Origin of the sequence: Amorphoplanes digitatis, from assembly GCF_014205335.1 — a bacterium.
Lineage (GTDB): Bacteria > Actinomycetota > Actinomycetes > Mycobacteriales > Micromonosporaceae > Actinoplanes > Actinoplanes digitatus.
Map to the genome: position 1 here is coordinate 3,765,938 of NZ_JACHNH010000001.1, position 20,927 is coordinate 3,786,864.

Annotated in this window: 19 protein-coding genes and 1 pseudogene; 10 read left to right on the forward strand and 10 right to left on the reverse strand. The window is 70.7% G+C overall.

Going from position 1 to position 20,927, the window contains the following annotated elements; translation table 11 throughout:
• Positions 1–30: 30 nt before the first annotated feature.
• Both BJ971_RS16275 and BJ971_RS16280 read left to right on the forward strand, forming a co-directional pair.
• On the forward strand, positions 31–516 hold the full coding sequence (locus BJ971_RS16275) for a MarR family winged helix-turn-helix transcriptional regulator (RefSeq protein WP_184993989.1): 486 nt from the start codon (positions 31–33) through the stop codon (positions 514–516).
• Positions 513–1,763: an MFS transporter gene (locus BJ971_RS16280; protein WP_184993991.1), complete on the forward strand. Its 1,251-nt coding sequence runs from the start codon at positions 513–515 to the stop codon at positions 1,761–1,763. The genes BJ971_RS16275 and BJ971_RS16280 overlap by 4 nt, the downstream gene beginning before the upstream one ends.
• A gap of 16 nt (positions 1,764–1,779) precedes the next feature.
• Here BJ971_RS16280 and BJ971_RS16285 read toward each other — a convergent pair whose 3' ends face one another.
• Together BJ971_RS16285 and BJ971_RS16290 are read right to left on the reverse strand one after the other, a co-directional pair.
• Positions 1,780–3,258, reverse strand: a complete 1,479-nt coding sequence (locus tag BJ971_RS16285) for an IMP dehydrogenase (RefSeq protein WP_184993993.1) — start codon at positions 3,256–3,258, stop codon at positions 1,780–1,782.
• Between the two features lie 56 nt (positions 3,259–3,314).
• Entirely contained in the window at positions 3,315–4,376 is a 1,062-nt protein-coding gene (locus tag BJ971_RS16290) for a glutamate-cysteine ligase family protein (protein WP_184993995.1), read from the reverse strand.
• A 180-nt stretch (positions 4,377–4,556) separates the two neighbouring features.
• Here BJ971_RS16290 and BJ971_RS16295 point away from each other — a divergent pair, with 180 nt between their 5' ends.
• From BJ971_RS16295 to BJ971_RS16305, 3 genes are all read left to right on the forward strand, one after another.
• Positions 4,557–5,648 carry a sugar ABC transporter substrate-binding protein gene (locus BJ971_RS16295; RefSeq protein WP_184993997.1) on the forward strand — a complete coding sequence of 364 codons (1,092 nt, stop codon included), beginning with the start codon at positions 4,557–4,559 and terminating at the stop codon, positions 5,646–5,648.
• A gap of 2 nt (positions 5,649–5,650) precedes the next feature.
• The gene (locus BJ971_RS16300) at positions 5,651–6,322 is read left to right on the forward strand and encodes a hypothetical protein (protein WP_184993999.1); all 672 of its coding nucleotides are present in this window, start codon (positions 5,651–5,653) and stop codon (positions 6,320–6,322) included.
• A gap of 273 nt (positions 6,323–6,595) precedes the next feature.
• The gene (locus BJ971_RS16305; RefSeq protein WP_184994001.1) at positions 6,596–6,964 is read left to right on the forward strand and encodes a hypothetical protein; all 369 of its coding nucleotides are present in this window, start codon (positions 6,596–6,598) and stop codon (positions 6,962–6,964) included.
• Between the two features lie 166 nt (positions 6,965–7,130).
• On the opposite strand, the gene BJ971_RS16310 is transcribed toward BJ971_RS16305, so the two are convergent.
• From BJ971_RS16310 to BJ971_RS16320, 3 genes are all read right to left on the reverse strand, one after another.
• Entirely contained in the window at positions 7,131–8,183 is a 1,053-nt protein-coding gene (locus BJ971_RS16310) for a type III PLP-dependent enzyme (protein WP_239087204.1), read from the reverse strand.
• A gap of 372 nt (positions 8,184–8,555) precedes the next feature.
• Entirely contained in the window at positions 8,556–8,771 is a 216-nt protein-coding gene (locus BJ971_RS16315; protein ID WP_184994005.1) for a DUF397 domain-containing protein, read from the reverse strand.
• 59 nt (positions 8,772–8,830) lie between these two features.
• Positions 8,831–9,718, reverse strand: coding sequence for a helix-turn-helix domain-containing protein (locus tag BJ971_RS16320; RefSeq protein WP_239087202.1), 888 nt, complete (start codon positions 9,716–9,718; stop codon positions 8,831–8,833).
• Between the two features lie 170 nt (positions 9,719–9,888).
• Here BJ971_RS16320 and BJ971_RS16325 point away from each other — a divergent pair, with 170 nt between their 5' ends.
• Positions 9,889–10,527 carry a GOLPH3/VPS74 family protein gene (locus tag BJ971_RS16325; RefSeq protein WP_184994006.1) on the forward strand — a complete coding sequence of 213 codons (639 nt, stop codon included), beginning with the start codon at positions 9,889–9,891 and terminating at the stop codon, positions 10,525–10,527.
• Positions 10,528–10,589: 62 nt separating this feature from the next.
• On the forward strand, positions 10,590–12,122 hold the full coding sequence (locus BJ971_RS16330) for an APC family permease (protein WP_184994009.1): 1,533 nt from the start codon (positions 10,590–10,592) through the stop codon (positions 12,120–12,122).
• Here the strand turns inward: BJ971_RS16330 and BJ971_RS16335 are convergent.
• Together BJ971_RS16335 and BJ971_RS16340 are read right to left on the reverse strand one after the other, a co-directional pair.
• Positions 12,119–12,514: a hypothetical protein gene (locus BJ971_RS16335; RefSeq protein ID WP_184994010.1), complete on the reverse strand. Its 396-nt coding sequence runs from the start codon at positions 12,512–12,514 to the stop codon at positions 12,119–12,121. The two genes, BJ971_RS16330 and BJ971_RS16335, sit on opposite strands and share 4 nt — an antisense overlap.
• Before the next feature lie 103 nt (positions 12,515–12,617).
• Positions 12,618–13,175, reverse strand: a complete 558-nt coding sequence (locus BJ971_RS16340) for a hypothetical protein (protein ID WP_184994012.1) — start codon at positions 13,173–13,175, stop codon at positions 12,618–12,620.
• Positions 13,176–13,523: 348 nt separating this feature from the next.
• Between BJ971_RS16340 and BJ971_RS16345 the strand changes: the two genes are divergently transcribed.
• The 3 genes and pseudogenes from BJ971_RS16345 to BJ971_RS16355 all read left to right on the forward strand — a co-directional run.
• Entirely contained in the window at positions 13,524–15,251 is a 1,728-nt protein-coding gene (locus BJ971_RS16345) for an L-lactate permease (RefSeq protein ID WP_184994014.1), read from the forward strand.
• 157 nt (positions 15,252–15,408) lie between these two features.
• Positions 15,409–16,185, forward strand: a complete 777-nt coding sequence (locus BJ971_RS16350; RefSeq protein ID WP_184998902.1) for an SAM-dependent methyltransferase — start codon at positions 15,409–15,411, stop codon at positions 16,183–16,185.
• Positions 16,186–16,205: 20 nt separating this feature from the next.
• Positions 16,206–16,879: pseudogene (locus BJ971_RS16355) on the forward strand (helix-turn-helix domain-containing protein); the annotation flags it as partial.
• Between the two features lie 98 nt (positions 16,880–16,977).
• Here the strand turns inward: BJ971_RS16355 and BJ971_RS16360 are convergent.
• From BJ971_RS16360 to BJ971_RS16370, 3 genes are all read right to left on the reverse strand, one after another.
• Complete coding sequence (locus tag BJ971_RS16360; protein ID WP_184994016.1) at positions 16,978–18,075, reverse strand: hypothetical protein; 1,098 nt, start codon at positions 18,073–18,075, stop codon at positions 16,978–16,980.
• Between the two features lie 14 nt (positions 18,076–18,089).
• Positions 18,090–18,599, reverse strand: coding sequence for a SigE family RNA polymerase sigma factor (locus tag BJ971_RS16365; protein ID WP_184994018.1), 510 nt, complete (start codon positions 18,597–18,599; stop codon positions 18,090–18,092).
• A 64-nt stretch (positions 18,600–18,663) separates the two neighbouring features.
• Positions 18,664–20,877, reverse strand: coding sequence for a carbohydrate-binding protein (locus BJ971_RS16370; protein ID WP_184994020.1), 2,214 nt, complete (start codon positions 20,875–20,877; stop codon positions 18,664–18,666).
• Between the last annotated feature and the right edge of the window lie 50 nt (positions 20,878–20,927).

Below are 20,927 nucleotides of genomic sequence, written 5' to 3' on the forward strand. Positions count from 1 at the left end.
GATTTATATAAGCGCTGTTATATTAGCGTCATGACGGAACCCGACCTGCTCGACAGCAGCTACTACGGCGACCTGTTCCGGCTGCTCGCAGAGATGGACCAGGACATCGCCGGCCTCTACGCCGAGGCCGGGATCGAGGGGGTCCGCACCCGGTTCGTCGGGCCGCTCATCGAGCTCGGCCGGCGGGGGCCGCTCACCATCCAGGAGCTCGCCGACGCGCGCCGGGTGACCCACTCGGCGATGAGCCAGACCGCCGCCGCGATGCGCAAGGCCGGGCTGGTGGAGCGCGCCGACGGCACCGACGGCCGGACCCGCCGGGTGCGGCTCACCGCGCGGTCCCGGGAGCTCGTCCTGTTCCTGGAGGCCGAGTGGCGCGCGACCGAGGCGACCGTCCGCGCGCTCGACGCCGAGCTGGTGTACCCGCTGATGCGTGCCGTCGCCGACGTGCGCGCCGCGCTCGCCACCCGCCCGTTCGCCCAGCGGCTGCGCGACAATCTGCCCGGGCGGTTGCCGTGAGCGCGGTCGTCGACCTGCGCCCGCTGCGGGAGAACCCCGTCTTCCGCCGGCTCTGGCTCGGCACGACCGCGTCGGGCTTCGGCGGGCAGCTCGGCGCCTTCGCGGTCACCTTCTACGTCTGGGACCGCACCCACAACCCCGCAATGGTCGGCCTCGCCGGGCTCGTCACCGCCGTGCCGCTGATCGTGCTCGCCCTGGCCGGCAGCGCGTTCGCCGACCACGTCGACCGGCGGCGGCTGGCGCTCGGCTGCGCGTGGGGCCAGATCGCGGTCAGCGCGGCGATGGCCGGCGTCGCCGCGACCGACGCCGGCGGCGTGCCGCTCATGCTGGTCCTCGCCGGCGCCGGGTCGGGGCTGGCGGCGCTCGGCGGCCCCGCCCGGCACACGTTCATCCCGGCGCTGCTCGCCGGCGAGCGGCTCGCCGCCGGCCTCGCGCTCAACCACCTGTCGTTCCAGCTCTCGCTGCTGCTCGGCCCGGTCGCGGCCGGTCTGGTCACCGCCGGCTGGGGTACGGCCTGGTGCTTCGCGCTCGACGCGGCGACCTTCGGCTTCGCCCTGATCGGCATCGCCGGGCTGCCCCGCGGCCTGCCGGTCGCGCAGGGCCGCCCCGGCGCGGCGGCGGTCGCCGACGGCTTCCGCTTCGCCGCGCGTACGCCGGAGGTGCGGGGCGCGTTCCTCGCCGACCTGGCGGCGACCATGCTGGCTATGCCGTTCGCGCTGTTCCCGGTGATCAACGAGGAGCGGTTCGGCGGCCGGCCGGAGGTACTCGGCCTGTTCTCCGCCGCCGTCGCGGTCGGCGGCGTGCTGGCCTCGGTGCTGTCCGGCCTCGCCACGCACCGCCGCCACCCGGGCACTGTGCTGCTCGCCTGCGGCACGGTCTGGTCGCTGGCGCTGGCGCTGGTCGGGCTCAGCGGCCACCTGCCGGTCGTGCTGCTCCTGCTGGCGGTGGCCGGCGCCGCCGACACCTGGGCGGTCGTCTCCCGGGGCACGGTCGTGCAGACCTCGACGCCGCCAGGATACCGCGGGCGGGTCTCGTCGCTGGAGCACATCGTCGGGTCGGCCGGCCCGCAGCTGGGAAACCTGCGCGCGGGCCTGGTCGCGGCGACGAGCTCCAGCGCGGCGTCGCTGGCCGGCGGCGGCCTGCTGGCCGCGGCGGCGATCGGCCTGATCGCGGTCACCACCCCGGCGCTGCGCCGGTTCACGGTGACCGGTCAGGTCGCCGACGGTGTGCGGGCCCCGGTGCCGTGACCCGCACGCCGGGCGCTCAGCGCAGGCGGATCTCGGCGCTGTTCTGCAGGAAGCTCTGCTGCGACACCGGCACCAGGACCGCGCCGTCGTGGAAGCCGCGCAGGTCCGTCGCGCCACAGCTGATCATCGTCGCCTTGAGCTTGGCGATGGTCAGGTCGACGTTGTCGTAGAGGCTGCCCGCGTACGGGACGTAGCCGTCGACGCCCTCCTCGAAGGTGAGCCGGCTGCCGCCGCCGTGCTCGTACCGCGACACGTTGCGTGCCCGGCTCGAGCCCTCGCCCCAGTACTCCTTGAGGAACTGGCCGCCGAGGTGCACCAGCGGCGACGGGCTCTCGTCGAAGCGGGCGAAGTAGCGGCCCAGCATGACGAAGTCCGCGCCGAGGGCGAACGCGATCGCCATGTGCGAGTCGGTGAGCAGGCCGCCGTCGCAGCACAGCGGCACATAGACGCCGGTCTCCCGGGCGTACGCGTCGCGCTCGGCCGCCACGTCGATCAGGGCGGAGGCCTGCCCGCGCCCGATGCCCTTCTGCTCGCGGGTGGTGCAGATCGAGCCGCCGCCGATGCCCACCTTGACGAAGTCGGCCCCGGCCTCGGCCAGGTAGCGGAAGCCGCGGCCGTCGACGACGTTGCCGGCGCCGATCCGCACGTCGTCGCCGTAGTTCTCGCGGACGAAACCGAGCGTCTCCGCCTGCCACACCGAGTACCCGTCGGACGAGTCGATGCACAGCAGGTCCGCGCCGGCCTCGACGAGCGCGGGGATCCGCTCGCGGTAGTCGTGGGTGTTCACCCCGGCGCCGACCCGGAAGCGCTTGTCCGCGTCGATCGACTCGTTGCGGAAGCGCTTGTGCAGCTCGTAGTCGCGGCGCAGCACGATCGAGTGCAGCAGGCCGGCGGCGTCGACCACGGGCAGCACGTCCAGCCGGTGGTCCCAGATCAGCGTGTTCGCCTCGGACAGGGTCACGCTCGGCGGCGCGGTCACCAGGTCCGCGGCGGCGCGCATCCGGGAGGCGACGGAGTCGTCGAGGCCGTGGCGCCGCGGATGGAAGTCGTCCGTGGAGATGAGGCCGACGAACAGGCCGTGCGGGCTGCCGTCGTCGGTGACCACGGCGACGTCGCGCTCGGCGGACTCCAGCAGCGCCGACACCTCGCCGAGGGTGGCCGACGGCTTGATGTTGATGTCGGAGAAGCGGAAGCCGGCCTTGTGCCGCTTGACCGCCTCGACCATGGCGGCCTGCTCCGCGTACGGCTGGTTCTGGTGCACGAAGCTGAGCCCGCCGCACTGTGCCAGGGCGATGGCGAGCCGCGGCGAGGAGACCGCGCCCATGATCGCGCTGGTCAGCGGGGTGGCGATGCGGATCGGGGAGGTCTCGCCGACCCGGTGGCGCACCAGCGGCGCGCTCAGGTCGATGTTGTCCGGGGTGCAGGCGGCGGTGGTGAGGCTCGGGACGAGCAGGAATTCATTGAGCGTGCGCGACACTTCGTCGAGGATCTTCACGAGGCTCCTGAGCTGTGGGCCGGTCCGACATAAAGGTACGAACCTACCATTGAGCCCTATTCAACGTGGGCTTCTATGACCGTGGCCCGGGTCACCCGGTCCAGCACGTCGTCGGCCGGGCAGCGGCCGCGCAGCACGTACCGCTCGGTGAAGGCGGCGACCGCGTCGCGGATCTCCCGGGAGACGCCCTGGCGGGCCAGCGCCCCGTACGCGGCGACGAAGCATTCCCGCGCGGCGGCCGCCAGCTCCGGGTCGGTCAGCGCGTCGCGGGCGGCCCGCTCCCAGAGCCGTGGCGTGCCGGCCAGCGGCCGGGTCGCGTGCTCCGCCTCGGCGGCCGCGTACGCGTCGTCCAGCAGCGCCGCGGTGACCGCGAGCGGCACCAGCCAGCCGTCGCCGGGCTGGCGGTCGGCGACGTCGATCTCCAGGTGTCCCCGGGCGGCGACCGGCGGCCGCAGCGCCGCGAGGTGCCGGTCGAGGTCCGCGGCGCCCGGCCGGTCGGCCGGCGCGCGGCGGGTCAACTCCCGGAACGTGTGCCCGCCGCTGGGCGAGTCCAGCACCAGTGCCGTCCAGGCGGCCCGCGGGTCGGCGCCGGGCGGCGCGGACGGCAGGTCGCGGCGCAGGGCCTGGCGGACGCTGCGCCAGCCGGTCGGCCGGCCGTGCCGCAGCGGGGCGTTGGCGAACGCCGCGGCCAGCACCGGCGCGACCGCGTGCGCGAGCTGCCACCGCCGGCCCAGCCCGTACGGCCCGGCGCCGTCGACGCCGGCCTCGAGCCCGACCCGGATGCCCGCTGTCCCCGGTTCGGCCGCACCGGCGGCCTCGTCCGGCGCGGACGCACCGATCAGCGGCAGCGACATCCGCAGGTCCTCGGTCATCCGCGCGGCGCTCGACTCGATACCGGGCGAGGGCGGCCCGCTGACCGTCACGATCCGTGCCGACCGGGCGGTCAGGAAGCCGTGCCGCAGCGGCCGGCGCTCACCCGGCGTCCCGCCCGGGTCGGCCGACGGGACGGGCTCGTCGAGGAGCAGGTCGACGGCGAGCCCGACGAAGCCGGGCATACCGGGTGCGAATGCGGTGTCGGCGACGAGGCGCTCCGCGGCCGACTCGGACAGCGAGGTCATCGCGCCATCCTACTCATCCGACAGGAATTGTAGGTTTCGTGGCCGTGCCGCTGTCGTTTCGCCGCTGGCCGGGCCCGCGACCAGGCAATTCAGGGTCGCTGGGATTTTGGTCACCACGGATTCCGGTGGCGTTTACCGGCTGTTACCCTGGCCCGGCTTTGTCGCGGGAGGAGAAACGGTATGCGTAGGAAGCTGGTGGCGGTCGCCACGGCGGGTCTGCTGACCCTGGGTGGCCTGGCCGGCTGCGACGACGACGATGCCGCCACCGCCTCCGGCGGCGTGGGCAAGGTCGGCGTGATCCTGCCGGACACCACGACGTCGCAGCGCTGGGGCAGTGACGATCCGAAGCTGCTCAAGGCCGCCTTCGAGGCCGCCGACGTGCCCGTCGACATCCGCAACGCGCAGGGTGACGTGGCGAACTTCGCCAAGATCGCCGACGAGATGATCGCCGGCGGCGCCAAGGTCTTGATGATCGTGAGCCTGGACTCGGTGAGCGGCCGGGCCGTGCTCGAGAAGGCGAAGGCCGCCGGCGTCAAGACCATCGACTACGACCGGCTCACCCTCAACGGCGGCGCGGACTACCACGTCAGCTTCGACAACGTCGAGGTCGGCCGGTTGCAGGGCCAGGGCCTGGTCAAGTGCCTGAAGGCCAAGGGCGTCCAGAACCCGCGCATCGTCTACCTCAACGGCGCTCCCACGGACAACAACGCGACCCTCTTCCGGGAGGGCTACGACGAGATCCTCCAGGCGAAGTACGACGAGGGCACCTACCTCAAGGGCCCGGAGCAGTCGGTTCCCCGCTGGAACAACGACGACGGCCGGTTCATCTTCGAGCAGATGTGGTCGCAGACCGAGGGCAAGATCGACGGCGTTCTCGCCGCCAACGACGGCCTCGGCAACGCCGCCATCACCGTGCTCAAGCGCGAGCGCGTGAACGGCACGATCCCGGTCACCGGCCAGGACGCCGAGACGCAGGGCCTCCAGAACATCCTCGCCGGCGACCAGTGCATGACGGTCTACAAGCCGATCAAGAAGGAGGCCGACGCGGCGGCCAAGCTCGCGATCAGCCTGTTCCGGGGCGAGCGGGCCACCGACGCCGACAGCCGGGTCAAGGACCCGGAGTCGGGCGGCTACGTGGACGCGGTGCTGCTGAAGCCGACGGCGATCTTCAAGAAGGACGTCGGCAAGGTGATCGCCGACGGCTTCGTCAGCCGGCGGACCGTCTGCACCGGCGCCTACGCCGCGTTCTGCACCGCGAACGGCATCGCATAGCGGTGAGCCCGGCCGGCGTGCTGGTGCGGTGGTACGAGCGGCGGGACCGCTCGCCGGACATCGTCGCCCGCTGGCTCGGCGCCGCCCGGGCGCACCTTCCGGAGGCGGTGCCGCGCCGGTTCGGAGACACGGAACCGCTGCGCGGCCGGTTCGACCGGGGCGGCACCGAGGCGCTCGCGCGGGCACACGCGAGCGCGGACTCGATCCTGCTGCTGGCCGGCACCCCGCCGGTGCACGACGCGACGCTCGCCGCCGCGCCGGCGCGACGCCATGGCCCGATCGCCGTGCACTCCCTGCACGCGGCGTCGCACCCCGGCGACGACCACCTGCTCCGATTCGCGCTCGCACTGACCCACCCCGGCACGGTGTACGTGTCCGCCTCGGCCGACGGCGGTGGGGAGCCCTATCTCGCCCCGATGGGCGACTGGTCGGGGTTGCCGCCGGAGCCGCCGAGCTGGTGCTGGCTCGGCGGGGCCTACGCCCGGCTCGCCGGGCCGCACCTCGCCGCGGAGCCGGTAGCGGGCGGCCTGCTCTACACGGGCGGGCCCTGGGTGCCCGCGCCCTTGCGCGCCCGGCTGTCGGAGATCGATCCCGCCCGCCGGCACGCCGCCCGGATGCCGAGGGGCCTGCGCCGCTCCACCCTGCGGCTGATCGCCGACGGCCTCTCCCGATAGCGCCGCCACCCCCCGTTCGAACCAGCGCGGTAGGCGGATCTCCACCCGGGGCGGTAGCGGGCCGTGCGGGTACCGCGCCGGTCACCGATGTCTGTCGATTGATTGCCGGTATCACGCGGCGTGGTGCGCCCGGGGTTTACCGGCAAGATGCCGCGCCGGTCTGACGACCGGCCCGCCCGCCGCTGCCAGGCTTTGCGGCACGCCTCGCGAACACATCGCGGCGGCGCAACGGGAGGGGAGACGAACATGCTCACGATGGCCAGGGGTGCCGCGATGAGTCTCGGCATCACCGCGCTCACGGTGCTCGGGTTGGCCGGCACGGCCGACGCCGCGGCGACCTCGCGCCGGGACGTCTGCTTCCCCGGAGCCTGCGGTAGCGGGACCATCGCCTGGGGCGGCCCGAGCCCCACGGGCGCCGGGGTGAAGCTATCGGTCCGGGACACCCGGTGCGACAAGAAGAAGCACACCGCCAGGATCCGGATCAAGGCGCACGGCTACAGCCCGGCGAGCAACAAGGTCTACACGTACAAGGGACCGTGGCACTACGACAAGAGCTGCAAGGGCAGCAAGCCGGTCGCCTGGAGCAACCCTGTTCTACCGGGACGACAACGGGATCATGGACATCGCCATCGAGATCTGTGAGACCGGCGTCAAGTGCGTCACCTCGTCCTACATGGACAACCCCTACAAGTAGGCGCGGGGGGTCGTGGTGGGTGTCAGGGAACGGCGACGATTCCCTGACACCCACCACTGTGTCCTGGCGGTACCGGACCGGTGCCGCGGCCCGGCCGCCTGCCAGGATCGGTCCTCAGATCACCCGGACCTGCGGCTGGGCGAATCCGTTGAAGCGGGAGGCGTAGACCGTCGTGTACGCGCCGGCCGAGCCGATGTGCACCTCGTCGCCCTCGCGCAGGTCCGCGGAGAGCGGCACGTCCCGGGCGTACGTGTCCTGGCCGTCACAGGTCGGCCCGGTCACGTGGAACCGGCGCCGGTCGGCCGAGCCGCGGTTGTCCCAGATCGGATAGCGCAGGCCGCCGCCCGACTCGAGGACCTCCATCATCCCGTTGAAGACGCCGAGGTCGGTGTGTACCCAGTGGCCAGAGGGCCGCTGCGCGATACCGATCACCCGGCACCGGAACGTGCCGGCCTCGGCGACGATGCAGCGGCCCGGCTCGGCGAAGACCTCCACCGGGTACGGCAGCTGGGCGATACCGGCCGCCGCGGCGCGCCCGAACACCGCCAGCGCGGGCACCGGCCGGTCGTAGGACGCGGGGAAGCCGCCGCCGAGGTCGACCATCTGGAGGCGGATGCCCGCGCTGATCAGTCTCGACAGCACGGTGTACACGTCCGCCAGCGGCGCCTCGAGCGCGGACGGCCGCAGCGACTGCGAGCCGATGTGGAACGTGATCCCGTACGGGACCAGCCCGAGGTCGCGGGCGCGGACGAGCAGGTCGATCGCGCCGCGGGCGTCCACGCCGAACTTGCCCTCGCTCGGCACCACGCTGGCCGCGGCGCCGGTGGCGAGCCGGGCGTACACGCAGCTGCCCGGCGCCTCCTCGGCCACCCGGTGCAGTTCCTCCCGGGAGTCGACCGCGAACCGGTACACCCCGGTGCGGGCCGCCTGCCTGGTCTGTTCGCGCGCGCGTACCGGATTACTGAAGATCAGATCCTGTCCGCGCACTCCGAGGGTTCTGAGAATCTTGATTTCTTCGATGGATGCGACCTCGAAACGCGATCCCGCCCGGTGCAGCACCCGCAGGACACCGGGGTCGGTATTGCATTTCGTGGCATAGAAGGGCCGCACCTGGGGAAATGCGTTTCGGAATTCGTCAAGGGCGGCGACGATGCGCGCGGCCCTCATCTCGAGCAGTGGCACCCCGGGCAGGGGAGGGGTGCCGGGTGTTCCGGCCTCCGGATCGGCTTCCGGAGAATGGGGAGATATGGTGCGCAACGGGAGACCCCTTTACGCTGGGTTATCGGTTAACTCCTGAGCGTACACCCCGTATATGGCCCGGTGAATACCCCCGGTGTGCCGAGAATTGCCTGCCCAGGGGCCGGAAAGCTGGTTCGGGGCGCCCGGCCGGGCGCCCCGAACTTCACTACCGCACGGATCCGATGGCACGCAATCCGAAAGCCGCTGACAGTCGTTTCACTATCTTGAAACGGATCATGCATCGGTGGAAGTTGATTTTGATTCACTACTTCCCATCGTCACGCACCGATCGGTATTCTCTCACGTGTTCAGATCAAACTCGCCGCTCTTGGCTGAGTTGACAAACTCAGTCCAGTTTGACGGGTTGAAGATGAGAGCTGGACCCGTAGGGTTCTTGCTGTCGCGAACGGCAACGACTGTGTCGAGGAATGCGACCTCGACACAGTTGTTGCCGCCGTTTCCGTTGCTGCGACTGCTTTTCTTCCACACGGCAGCGTTGAGATGGTGCGCAGGCATGCCAAGCACCTCCCTTCAATATGCGGTTGTAGTTCCCACTGCGCGTCTCCCGCGCAGGCCTAACGAAGCAGACCCTCGATCATCTTGATCGTCAGACGACTGTCGAGGGCTTTGGCGCTCAGTCGCTCGAACTCGTCTCGGTAGCGGGCGACCTCTGAATGTTGCTCTTCGTAGTAGTCTCCCGCAAGACCCTCTAGGTAAACTACATCCAAATGAGTGGTCTCCCGGAACTCTAAAAGCGCTGCTGAGCCCCCCAGGAAGGGATGTTCGCCGGCGTCGAACGGCAAGATCTGCACAGTTACCGTCGGTAGTTGGGCAGTGTCTAACAGATGCCTCAGCTGTTCATTCATGACGTCCGGGCCGCCGACCACGCGGCGCACCGCCGATTCGTCGATGATGGCGACCAGGGTCAGCGGGTTCGGGGCGGTCAGCCGGCCCTGCCGCTTCAGGCGCAGCGCGACCCGGCGATCGATGTGGTGCGGCGGGTCGGAGGCGCGGCCGGTGCGCATCAGCGCACGCATGTATGCCTCGGTCTGCAGCGGGCCCGGAATCAGCACGGGCTCCCACGCGCGCAGGACGGACGCCTCCGCCTCGAGTCCGACGAAGTTGCCGGGGCGCATGATGTCGCGGTAGTCCGTCCACCATGTCCGCTCCCGGGAGAGCCGGGCCAGCGCCATGAGCGCCTCCCGGTAGGCCTCGTCCTCGACGCCGTACAGCGTGAGCAGGTCCTTCACGTCGCGCGCGGTCACGGCCACGCGCGCGGTCTCAATCCTGGTCACCTTCGCCGCGTGCCATTCGAAGTGGCGTCCGACGATCTCCTGGGTCAGTCCCGCTGCCTCGCGGCACCGCTTCAGCTCGGCCCCCAGGCGGCGCCGCCGCAGGGTGGGACCCTCGTCAGTGGCCAATGTGGCCCCCTCGGTTCTCGGGTAGGGATACACGTTCAGCACCGTCCCATGCTCCGCCAAGAACATCACACTCGGATTCCGAGTCTAGTACTTCTTGTGTTGACCTTAGAGCTGGGTACATGATGCGCGAGACAAGGAGTAAGTGCGATGTATACGGGCAGTTGTTGCTGCCCACGACGTATCTCATGTCGATGTGTCTAGGGAGTGGCGGCGTGCTGGCTGACCAGTTCTACTTGATCGCTCACGAGGATCGGACCGGCCGATCGCGGCTGCATCCGCGGGCCACCGGTATCGGTCTGGCTGCGTCATTACTCGGCGAGCTTATCCTCGACAACCGGCTCCGTATCTTCGCGGGTGACTTGGAGATCGTGAGCAACCATCCGCCCCGCGACGCCCTCACCCATTCCATTCTCGACCTGCTGATAGCTCAGCCGCAGCACCGCGATGTGCGTACGTGGCTGGCCTATCTGTCGCAGGACGCGGCGGTCCGGGTGGGCGAGCGGCTGGAGCGTTGCGGCGCGGTCGAATCGGTGACCCGGCGGCGGATGCTGAGCACACAGACGTTCTACATGCCCAACAACGAGCTGCAGCGCAACGCGGCGGCCTGGGCGCCCATGCGGCTGGCGAACATCCTGGTCCGCGGCATGGACATGTCGCTCGGCGACCGGGTGCTGGCCGGCCTCGTCGCCGCGACCGGACTCACCCGCCACGTGCTGTGGGACTTCGAGGCGCATCGTTCCGCGCTCACCGTGTTGCCCAACACGGTGGCGTCACTACCAGAGGACCTGCGACAGCTCATCGAGTACACCGAGTCCAGCGTCGGCTCGGTGCTGGCCGTCGGCCGTCGGTGAGCTCTCGCGGGCGGCACCACCGCCGACCGGACAACTTCGATCAATGGGCCGGGAGGCTGTTGATGGCGCGTAAGGAAATCGCCGAGCCGGACATCATCTCCACCGCACTCGCCAGAAACCGGCTCGGCGTGCCCTCCGTGGTCTTCTTCGGCGTGGCGGGTGCCGCACCGCTGACCGTCATCATCGGCTCGATCTCGGCCATCTACGCCCTCATCGGCAGCACCGCCGTTCCGGTGATCTACCTGGTGGTGGCCGGGATCCTGTCCGTCTTCACGGTCGGGTTCGTGGCGATGAGCCGGCACATCGTCAACTCCGGTGCCTTCTACGCGTACATCAGCCACGGGCTCGGACGGGTGACCGGCGTCGGTGCGGCCTTCGTGGCCCTGCCGGCGTACGCGTTGATGCAGATCGGACTGTTCGGTCTCTTCGGCGCGGCGGCGTCCGAGATCCTCGCCGCGCTCGGCGTGACGGTCGGCTGGTTCACCTGCGCCCTGATCGCCTGGGCGCTCGTCGCGGTGCTCGGCCTGCTCTGGGTCGACCTCAGCGGCAAGGTCCTCGCCGTGCTGCTGATCGCCGAGATCAGCGTGGTGGTCTTCTACGACCTGGTGATGGTCGCCAACCCGGCCGGCGGGGTCATCAGCTTCGAGACGCTCGCACCGGCGCAGCTGTTCACCCCGGACGTCGGCCCGATGCTGGTTCTCGCGGTCGCCGGGTTCGTCGGCTTCGAGGCGACGGTCGTGCTCTCCGAGGAGGCCAAGGACCCGAAGAAGACGGTCGCCCGGGCCACCCATCTCGCGGTGATCCTGGCCGGGCTCCTGTGCGGACTCTCCGCCTGGGCGATGGCGGTGAACACGGGCGCGAACCAGATCGTGGCGACCGCGCAGGAGCACCGGACGGACCTGGTGTTCGCGCTCGTCGCACCGCACGTGCCGAGGGTGCTCGTCGATGTCGGCTACATCCTCTTCATGACCAGCGTGTTCGCGGCGCTGCTCGCGTTCCACGCGGCCGTGGCCCGCTACCAGTTCGCGCTGGGCCGCGAGGGCGTGCTGCCGTCGGTCTGGGGGCACACCCATCCGCGTACCGGAGCGCCGCTGATGGGTTCGATCACCCAGAGCGTGCTCGCGCTCGGTGTGCTGATCGCCTTCGCCGTGGCACACGTCGATCCGCTGTTGTACGTCTTCGCCTGGCTGACCACCATCGGTGGGCTCGGCGTGCTGCTCCTGATGTGGAGCGCGTCCTTCGCGGTGCTCGTGTTCTTCATGCGAAACCGCGGCCTGGAGAACATCTGGCGATCCATGATCGCCCCGATGATCGCGTTCCTGCTGCTCAGCGCCGTGCTCGGGATCACCGTGATCGGCTTCGGCGAGCTGCTTCAGGTCGACGGGGACTCGCCGTTCCAGTGGCTGGTCCCGGTGCTCTACATCGGTGTCGCTCTGATCGGCGTCATCTGGGCGCTGGGCATGCGCGCCGCGCGGCCGGAGGCATACGCGGCGATCGGCCGCGGCGCCGACGGCGGGGTCGTGGCGTTACCGGAGGGCCCGCCGTTGACCAAAGGGTCGCATGAACCCGTCGGCGCCCGGGGCTATCACTACTAGTACGCCAACCCGCAACCCGAGAGAGGATCCCGATGGCGAACGCCACACCGGAACCGGCGATCCGTGACGACGTCGTTGTCGGCACGAACGGTACCGCCGGCGCCGCGGCAGCCGTCGATCCGGGACGGATGTTCCTGCCGTCGCCCCGCCCAGGGCGGCGGACGAAGGGAGTGGCCGGGCCGGCGTACGACCGCGCGGGTGAGCTTCCCGCGGCGTTCGATACGCGCTACCCGCCCGACCCGCGCCACTGCCTGGCGTTTCGCGCGGCGCGCCCCGATCCGCAGAATCGGGGTATCGGCAGCGCCCTGCTGAACCGCCACCACGCCCGGCTCGACCGAGCCGGACTCCCGGCACACCAGGAGGCGAATGACCACCACAATCGCGATCTTCATCTCCGGCATGGTCATTCGAGCCGGCCTGTCAACCAGATGCCGGGCGGCTCGTCGTTGTGGTCGAAGCGGAGGTTGCCTATGGCATGAGGTCGGGTGATCACACTCAGGCCGCGTCCTCACTGTGGAATTGATAGAGCCAGTACGACTGCTGGTCGATCCGCTGGAAACGCATGTTGGCGGTGAGACGCTCCGCCTGCGCCCGGAAGATGCGCGAGAAGTTCAGCACCTCGTCGTTGTAGCTGCAGATGTCGATGCCGACGAGGCCGTTCTGGGTGGCGGCGACGACGTACATCTCTTCGCACAGTTGACGGAACATGTGCCGACCCTGGGCCTGAGGGTGCACCGCGACGAAGCCGATGTACCAGATCTTGCGTGCCGCATAATGCTCGGGCCAGTGCCGCTCGAAGTACTCCGGAGCGATCAGTGGCACCGCGTCGAGATCGTTCGTGTACGTGGACAATCCGCAGAGGGTCCCGTCATCGTCCATGCACAGGTACTTCTGGACGCGCTGATCGTTCATGACCTCGTCGAACTCGTGGCGGTACATGAGGTGTCGCTGCACCGCCATGGCGTTCAGTTCGCGGAACGCGTGGAGGTAAAGGTCCCACGCCGATTCGAGGATCTCGTCGTCATTGATCTGATCGACAACCTTGATGACCATGCTCTGCTCCCCGCAATGCTGCTGGTCGTTCCACCGATCCGCGTCTGCGACTGAAGTTGATCGATGGCTTATTGACCAACAGCGTACGGAGAGTGACTCAAGAACAACAGCCTGTGAGAAGGGGTTTATTGGTCTTGAGCGGCGTCCACGCGCCTCATGGACGAATTTGGCATGCCATGGTCATGTACTCGGTGCAAGTTGCACGAAATCAGGGTTCCCCCCGAGCGCCGGGCCGTCGCCGAGTCTTAGTAGGACGGAGGCGGCGGCCCGCGCTGGACTGTCTCCGCCGAATGTCGCCCCGGCTGCCCAGGCGTTAGATTGACGGTCACGAACCATCGAGAATTATGGATGGCTGTCATGTCGGATCAGTTCACGATCGTGACCGACCCCGTCGCCGGCTCCGTAGCGCTCTCCGCCCTCTTCGCGGTCCTGCCGCTGGTGACCCTCTTCGTTCTGCTCGGCGTCCTGCGGATGCGTGCCTGGCTCGCCGGCCTGATCGCGCTCGCGGTCGCGCTGATCGTGGCCGTGGCCGTCTACTCGATGCCGGTCGGGCTCGCGCTGCTCTCCGCGAGCGAGGGCGCCGCGTTCGGCTTCTTCCCCATCCTCTGGATCGTGCTGAACGCCATCTGGGTCTACAACCTCACCGTCGCCAGCGGGCACTTCGACGTGCTGCGCCGCTCGATGGAGCGGGTCAGTCCCGACATGAGGATCATGGCGATCATCGTCGCCTTCTGCTTCGGCGCGCTGCTGGAGGCCCTCGCCGGCTTCGGCACCCCGGTGGCGATCACCGTGGTGATGCTGATGGCGCTGGGCTTCCCGCCGATCCGCGCCGCCGCGGTCGCGCTCATCGCCAACACCGCGCCGGTCGCGTTCGGCGCGCTCGCCACCCCGATCGTCACCCTCTCGACGGTGACATCGGGCGCCGTCGACGACCCCCGGCTCACCACCGACACGCTCGGCGCGATGGTGGGCCGGCAGACCCCGCTGCTGGCGGTCGTCGTGCCGCTGGTGCTGGTGGCCGTGGTCGACGGGCGCCGCGGCGTCCGGCAGACCTGGCCGGCCGCGATCGTGGCCGGCGGGGTGTTCGCCGTCGGGCAGTTCGTGGCCTCGAACTACATCTCGGTGCCGCTCACCGACATCGTCGCGGCGCTGCTCGCCGCGGCCGCCGTCGTGCTGCTGCTGCGGTTCTGGCGGCCGGTGGAGTCGCCCGACCTGCGCGAGCCCGCGCCGTCCGGCGCCGGCGACGCCGCGGCGGACCCGCCCGGCCCCGGCGACGCGGCGGCGGCACCCGGGGGCGGACGGCCGGTGGGGATGCTGGAGCGGCGCGACAGCGGAGTGGAGGTCGCGCGCGCGTACGCGCCGTACCTGATCATCATCGCCATCTTCTCGATCGCCAACATCGGCGTCGTCAAGGACGCCCTGGCGCAGGAGCCGTGGACGGTCAAGTTCCCCTGGCCGGGCCTGGAGGTGCTGGGCGCCAACGGCGAGCCGCTCGCCTCGACCACCTTCACCCTCGGCTGGCTGCCGGCCGCCGGCACCCTGATGATCCTGGCCGGCATCCTGACGGCCCTGGTGCTGCGGATCCGCCCGGCCCGCGCGCTGCGGGCCTACCTCGACACGTACGTCGAGCTGCGGCACGCCATCGTCACCGTGATGGCGGTGCTGGCGCTCGCGTACGTCCTCAACCAGTCAGGACAGACAAACACGCTCGGCGTGTTCCTGGCCGCGGCCGGCGGCTTCTTCATCTTCCTGTCCTCCATCCTCGGCTGGACCGGTGTCGCCGTGACCGGCTCGGACACCTCATCGAACGCGCTGTTCGGCGCGCTACAGGTGCAGACCGCGACCCAGGCCGGCCTCGACCCGGTGCTGCTGGCCGCGGCCAACTCCTCGGGCGGCGTGCTCGGCAAGATGATCAGCCCGCAGAACCTGGCCATCGCGGCCTCGGCCGTCGGCATGGCCGGCCGGGAGGGCGACATCTTCCGCCGGGTGGTGGGCTGGAGCCTGCTCCTGCTGCTGGTGATGTGCGTGCTCGTCACCCTCCAGGGCACCCCGTTGCTCAGCTGGATGGTCCCCTGACCGGCCGCGGCCGGGGGCGCCGATGATCATCGTTTGGGCGCGCCTATTATGACCGTTCGGCGCCTCCGTGCGATCGATAACCGGTTTATGCTTGCGCCGATATTCGCCCGGTACCGCGTCGAGCAAGGATGTGCGAGTGGCAGACGGTCAGCAGGAGATGCCCAAACTGGACACCACCGTCCCGCAGACGGCCAGGATCTGGAACCACCTGCTCGGCGGCAAGGACAACTTCGCCGTCGACCGCGCCGTCGGCGATCAGATCCTCGCGTCGCTGCCCCAGCTCGCCGAGAACGCCCGGCTCTCCCGGGCCTACCTCGCCCGGGTGGCGGCGTATCTGGCCGGCGAGGCCGGGGTGCGGCAGTTCCTCGACATCGGCACGGGCCTGCCAACCGCGAACAACACCCACGAGGTCGCGCAGCGGGTGGCCCCGGAGTCCCGCGTGGTCTACGTGGACAACGACCCGCTGGTCCTCGCGCACGCCCGCGCCCTGCTGACCACCAGCCCCGAGGGCGCCACCGACTACATCGACGCCGACCTGCGCGACCCGGAGCGGATCCTGGACGAGGCCGCGAAGACCCTCGACCTGGCCCGGCCGGTGGCGCTGTTCCTGATGGGCATCCTCGGTCACATCGAGGACGACGCGGAGGCCAAGTCGATCATCGATCGCATCATGGGCCGGCTCGCACCGGGCAGCTACCTGGCGATGTACGACGGCAGCGACACCAGCGAGGCCAACAACGAGGCCGTGCGGATCTGGAACATCTCGGCCAACCCGAAGTACCACCTGCGCAGCGCGGCCCGGCTGACCGCCCTCTTCGACGGCCTGGAGCTGGTCGAGCCGGGCGTGATCTCGGTGACCCGATGGCGGCCGGAGGCCGGCGCGGAGGACGCCCCCGAGATCGACCAGTACGGCGCCGTGGGGCGTAAGCCGTAGCGACGACGGGACCTCCGGTGGTGACGGGACAGCAGAACGACGGGCCGACGGTCCGTCGTCTGCAGCTCGGTGCGCGCCTGCGCAGCCTGCGACTGGCCAAGGGCGTCACCCGGGACCGGGCGGGCTACGAGATCCGCGCCTCGGAGTCGAAGATCAGCCGGATGGAGCTCGGCCGGGTCAGCTTCAAGGAACGTGACGTCACCGACCTGCTCAAGCTGTACGGCGTCGACGACGAGGGCGAGCACGAGCGGCTGCTCACCCTGGCCCGCGAGGCCAACACGCCCGGCTGGTGGCACTCGTACGGTGACGTGCTCAGCAGCTGGTTCCAGAACTACCTGGATCTGGAGCAGGCGGCGGAGCTGATCCGCACCTACGAGATCCAGTTCGTGCCGGGGCTGCTGCAGACCGACGCGTACGCCCGGGCGGTGATCATGCTCGGTCACGGCAGCGCCACGCCCGCGGAGATCGGCCGGCGCGCCGAGCTGCGGATGGCCCGCAAGCAGATGCTGGCGGACGACGACCAGCCGCGGCTGTGGGCGGTGCTCGACGAGGCGGTGCTGCGCCGCCCGCGGCCGGTGGCGCCTTCAGCATCCTGCGCTTCCCGCACCCGGACATGCCCGACGTGGTCTACATCGAGCACCTCACCAGCGGGCTCTACCTCGACAAGCCCGAGGAGGTGGACCACTACGCCGCGGCGATGGGCCGGCTGACCATCGAGGCGGAACCGCCGGCCCGCACCCCCGAGCTCCTGCGCGCGGCGCTGCGCGACCTCGACGACGATCACTAGGGCGGTCACTCCTCCTCGCAGCGCCAGCTCACCGGGAGGAATGCTCCGCCGCTGGAGGCGTTGCTGTCGCCCGCGAGGGCCCGGTTGTCGTCGCTGACCGCGGTCACGGCGTACGAGGTCCGCCCGGACACGGAAGGGTCGCCCGGCAGGGGGACCAGCCGGCTGCCGAGGTAGAAGCTCGGCGTGCCGTCCTGCTTCGCCAGCCTTTCGTACCTGCCGGTGGCGAGCTGGTAGCGGAACGGCCGCATGGCGGTCGCTTCGATGCCGCCCGTGTCGACGGGAACCATGGCATCGCCGTAGATCCAGCCGTTGCGCAGCTCGACCGGCACGAAGCCGCGGGCCGGCACCCCGTCGATCTCGGGGGCCGCGATGGGCCGGTGTGTGCCGTCCGGCAGCCACAGGTATCCGATGTCGAGATCGACCCGGCCGACGATCGTCCCGTCCTCGGCGAGACCCGAGACGACGCCCTGGGCCGTGCCGGCCGGCAGGGGAAGCGGTTCGGGATCGGCGGTCGCGGAGGCCCAGCGCACGGGCCGGCCGGCGGACGTGCCGACGATGACACCGGCCTCGTTTATCGCGTCGGCCGTGAGCCGGTCGCCCTTGAGCGGCGTCAGCGTGCCGTCGGTGTAGACGTAGGCGCGGGTTCCGTCGACCTCGTACCCGACGCCGACGCCCTTGGTGGTGAAGTCGGTGAGCTCGAGCCTGTCCTTCTTCACGATCCTGGCGATCCTGTTGTCGTGCCAGACGACCACGGTGGACCTCATGTCGGCGACCGGGTTGGCCCGGCCGGCGACGTAGCGGCCGGTGGGGTCGGACCCGGTGACCTGGATCGTCTTGTAGCCACCCATGGGCAGGGGGGTGGCGACGCAGGCCGGCAGCCGCTCCGGTGCGGGGTCCGGGCCGGGCCCGTCGAAGGCCAGGGTCCCGCCGACCGCGGTACCCCCGGCCAGCGCGACGACGGCGGCGCCGGCGGCGGCCAGGCCGAGGCGGCGCTTGCGGCGTCCCGTCGTCATCGCGGCGGCGATGTCCACCCGGGACGGCCGGTCGGGATCTACGTTCAGGGGCGCGAGGAGTTCCGTGCCGCTCTTCTCGTGGTACGACATGGCTGGGTCCCTCCTCAGCGGATCACGGTGGTGGACGGCGACGACCATTCGGTGAGGACGCGGCGCAGCGCCGCCAGGCCGTGTGCGGTCTGGCTCTTCACCGTGCCCTCGGAACAGCCGAGGATCCTGGCGACCTCGGCGACCGGCAGGTCGTGCAGGAACCGCAGCACCAGGGTGGCCTGCTGCCGGGGCGGCACCGTGCGGAGCGCGGCGCTGAGCAGCACCCGCTCCTCGACGCCGGGTGGCGGGGCGCCGGCCCGCTCGGGGATGGCGCCGAACAGGCGCACCCGCCACCAGCCCCGCCGCTTCTCGTCGAGGAACACGCGGACCAGCGTGGTACGGGTGTAGGTGTCGAGACCGTCCGTCAGGCTGATCCGTCCCCAGACCGCGTACAGCTTGGCGATGGTCTCCTGGACCAGGTCGTCGGCCTGGTGCGAGTCCCCGCTGAGGTGGTACGCCAGGCGCCGCAGCGCCGGTAACCGCCCCTGCACGTAGGCCACGTAGTCGGCGTCCGAGTTCGTCATAGGCCTTAAACGCGCTCCGGAACGGTGAGGTTGTACCCACGGCGACCCTACCGCCGCGGGCGCGCTATCCGGTCAGGCGCAGGTAGTCCACGTTGAAGCCGCCGGTCTCGCAGTAGAGGGTCACCAGCTGATCGCCCGCCGGCAAGGTGACCTGGGCGTGCACCGACCGGTACGCCGCCCACCCGCCGGTGTCCGGCACCGAGACCGTGGCCAGCACGGCGCCCGCCGCGTCGCGCAGTGACACCGCGTCCGGCGCGTCCGCGCCCGTGCCGTTGGCGACCCGCAGCTCCAGGTCGTAGGTGCCGGCCCGGGCCACGTCCACCCGGTAGCGCAGCCAGTTGCCCGCCGCGGTCCAGCCGACGTTCCGGCCGCCGCTGGCCGCCGGGGTGTTCTCCACGAAGTTCGCGCCGCCCTCGGTCCAGCCGTGCTGGGCGACGTACGACTCGGCCTCTATCCTCTCGCCCACCGGCGCGCCGCGCGGGCGCACCGCCAGGTGGACCGTCACCTCGTCGTGCGCGGCGCCGTCGGTGACCCGGAACGTCAGGTCCCGTTCGCCGGACACGGCCGGGCGGATCCGCACGGTTCCGGTGGCGGCGTCGACGCCGACGCCGTCCGGCAGGTCGGTGGCGTAGTAGGCGAGCCGGTCGCCGTCGGGGTCGTCCGCCGACAGGCGCACCTCGGTCGTGGCGTACTGGTCGGCGACGACGTCCGGCACCGCGCGCAGGACCGGCGGGCGGTTGTGGCGCGGGGACGGTACGTCGCCGCGCCAGCGGTAGGTGGCGTACGAGTTCGCCGGCACCGTCGTGGTGAACGACCCGCCGGCCAGCACGACCCGCACGGTCCTGTCCTCGGCGGTGCCGTTGCCCAGGATCGCGACGAAGCGGTCCCGGCCGTCCTTGAAGATCACGTTGCTGATCCCGCCGTTCGCCGCGCTCGACGCGACCCGGACGTGCTCCGGGCCCAGGTACCGGGCGAACTGGCCCATCGCGTAGAGCTCGTCGCGGACGGTGAACGTGCGGGCGGCGGTGTCGACCTTGACCAGGCGGTCGGGCCACTTGGTGGTGCGGCCGATCTCCGCCCAGTCGACGTCGTTGTCCCGCGACGGCGTCCAGTGCAGCGTGCCGCCGTCCTGGTCGGTGGTCTGCGCCCACATCACGTAGGACGAGGCGTCCAGCCGCAGGTAGCTCAGGATCGTGGCGGGGGACAGGTCGCTGGTCTCGGTCATGTGCACCGGCTTGCCGGTCTGCTCGTACGCGTCCCGCATGACGGCCGGGTCGCCCCAGTACGGGTGGAACGCGATCCCGTCGGCGGCCGCACGGGCCGGCGCATCGTCGAGGATGCGGTGATAGTTCTTCGTCTCCGTGCTGTTCGGGTCGCGCCAGTCCCAGAAGTTGAAGTCGTGCACGTACAGGTCGGTGTCGAGGCCCGCGCGCTTCACCTCGCGCGCGACGGCCACCGCGAGCCGCTGCTGCTGGGCGATGCTGAGGTCCATCGCCGGGTAGACCACGTCGATGCCGGGCTCGTTGAGCAGGGTCAGCGCGTCGATCCGCACACCGTGCTCCGCGTACGCCCGCAGGTACTTCACGTAGTAGCGCGCGAACACGTCGATGCAGTCGTCGCGCAGCCGGCCCACCTGCTCGTACGAGGAGGTGCTGCCGGGCCGGAGCGCGACCTCGCCGGTGAACCGGTTGTTGGTCTTCATCCAGGCCGGCGCGCTCCACGCCGAGGCGAAGAAGGTCGCCCGCGGGTTGTGGCGCTGGATCAGCTTGATCGTGTCGATGATGTGCGCGGAGACGTCGCGCCGGATGGAGAAGTGCCGCAGGCCGAAGTCCTCGTTCACCCCGGCGGGAAGCTCGTCGTACGACCAGAACGGCAGGTGCTCGATGAGGTCGGGGCTGCCGATGGTCAGCCGGAAGCGATCGAGCCCGGCACCGGTGCGCGGGTCGACGAGCAGCCGGACGGCCCGGTCGCGCTCGGCCGGTGTCAGCTTCCACAGGTTGGAGACGCTCGTCTCGTCCAGCGAGAAGCCGACGCCGGCGTAGCGCTGCCGCGGCGCGCTCGGATCGATGACGACGGTCGCGTCGGTCGCCGGGCCCCGCGCGGGTCCGATGTGGGTGGTCGGCAGCGGCTGCCAGGCCCGGGCGGCGCCCGCCGAGTAGGTGCCGGTGACGGCGGCGCCGCGCCCGGCACCGCCGGCGGTCGCGGCCGGCCCGACGGCGGCGAGCACCCCGCCGGCCGCCGTCGCGGCGACGACCGCCGCGGTGATGGATCGCCTCACGGTGCCTCCTGTGGTCGCTACCGAGAGGAGACCTTACTGTTTCCGGGTCC

Excerpts from the sequence above, each read along its gene's own strand:
- BJ971_RS16275 (WP_184993989.1), top strand. The coding sequence starts at position 31 with ATGACGGAACCCGACCTGCTCGACAGCAGCTACTACGGCGACCTGTTC.
- BJ971_RS16290 (WP_184993995.1), bottom strand. The coding sequence starts at position 4,376 with ATGACCTCGCTGTCCGAGTCGGCCGCGGAGCGCCTCGTCGCCGACACC.
- BJ971_RS16295 (WP_184993997.1), top strand. The coding sequence starts at position 4,557 with ATGCGTAGGAAGCTGGTGGCGGTCGCCACGGCGGGTCTGCTGACCCTG.
- BJ971_RS16305 (WP_184994001.1), top strand. The coding sequence starts at position 6,596 with ATGAGTCTCGGCATCACCGCGCTCACGGTGCTCGGGTTGGCCGGCACG.
- BJ971_RS16310 (WP_239087204.1), bottom strand. The coding sequence starts at position 8,183 with ATGAGGGCCGCGCGCATCGTCGCCGCCCTTGACGAATTCCGAAACGCA.
- BJ971_RS16315 (WP_184994005.1), bottom strand. The coding sequence starts at position 8,771 with ATGCCTGCGCACCATCTCAACGCTGCCGTGTGGAAGAAAAGCAGTCGC.
- BJ971_RS16330 (WP_184994009.1), top strand. The coding sequence starts at position 10,590 with ATGGCGCGTAAGGAAATCGCCGAGCCGGACATCATCTCCACCGCACTC.
- BJ971_RS16335 (WP_184994010.1), bottom strand. The coding sequence starts at position 12,514 with ATGAAGATCGCGATTGTGGTGGTCATTCGCCTCCTGGTGTGCCGGGAG.
- BJ971_RS16340 (WP_184994012.1), bottom strand. The coding sequence starts at position 13,175 with ATGGTCATCAAGGTTGTCGATCAGATCAATGACGACGAGATCCTCGAA.
- BJ971_RS16345 (WP_184994014.1), top strand. The coding sequence starts at position 13,524 with ATGGCTGTCATGTCGGATCAGTTCACGATCGTGACCGACCCCGTCGCC.
- BJ971_RS16350 (WP_184998902.1), top strand. The coding sequence starts at position 15,409 with ATGCCCAAACTGGACACCACCGTCCCGCAGACGGCCAGGATCTGGAAC.
- BJ971_RS16360 (WP_184994016.1), bottom strand. The coding sequence starts at position 18,075 with ATGTCGTACCACGAGAAGAGCGGCACGGAACTCCTCGCGCCCCTGAAC.
- BJ971_RS16365 (WP_184994018.1), bottom strand. The coding sequence starts at position 18,599 with ATGACGAACTCGGACGCCGACTACGTGGCCTACGTGCAGGGGCGGTTA.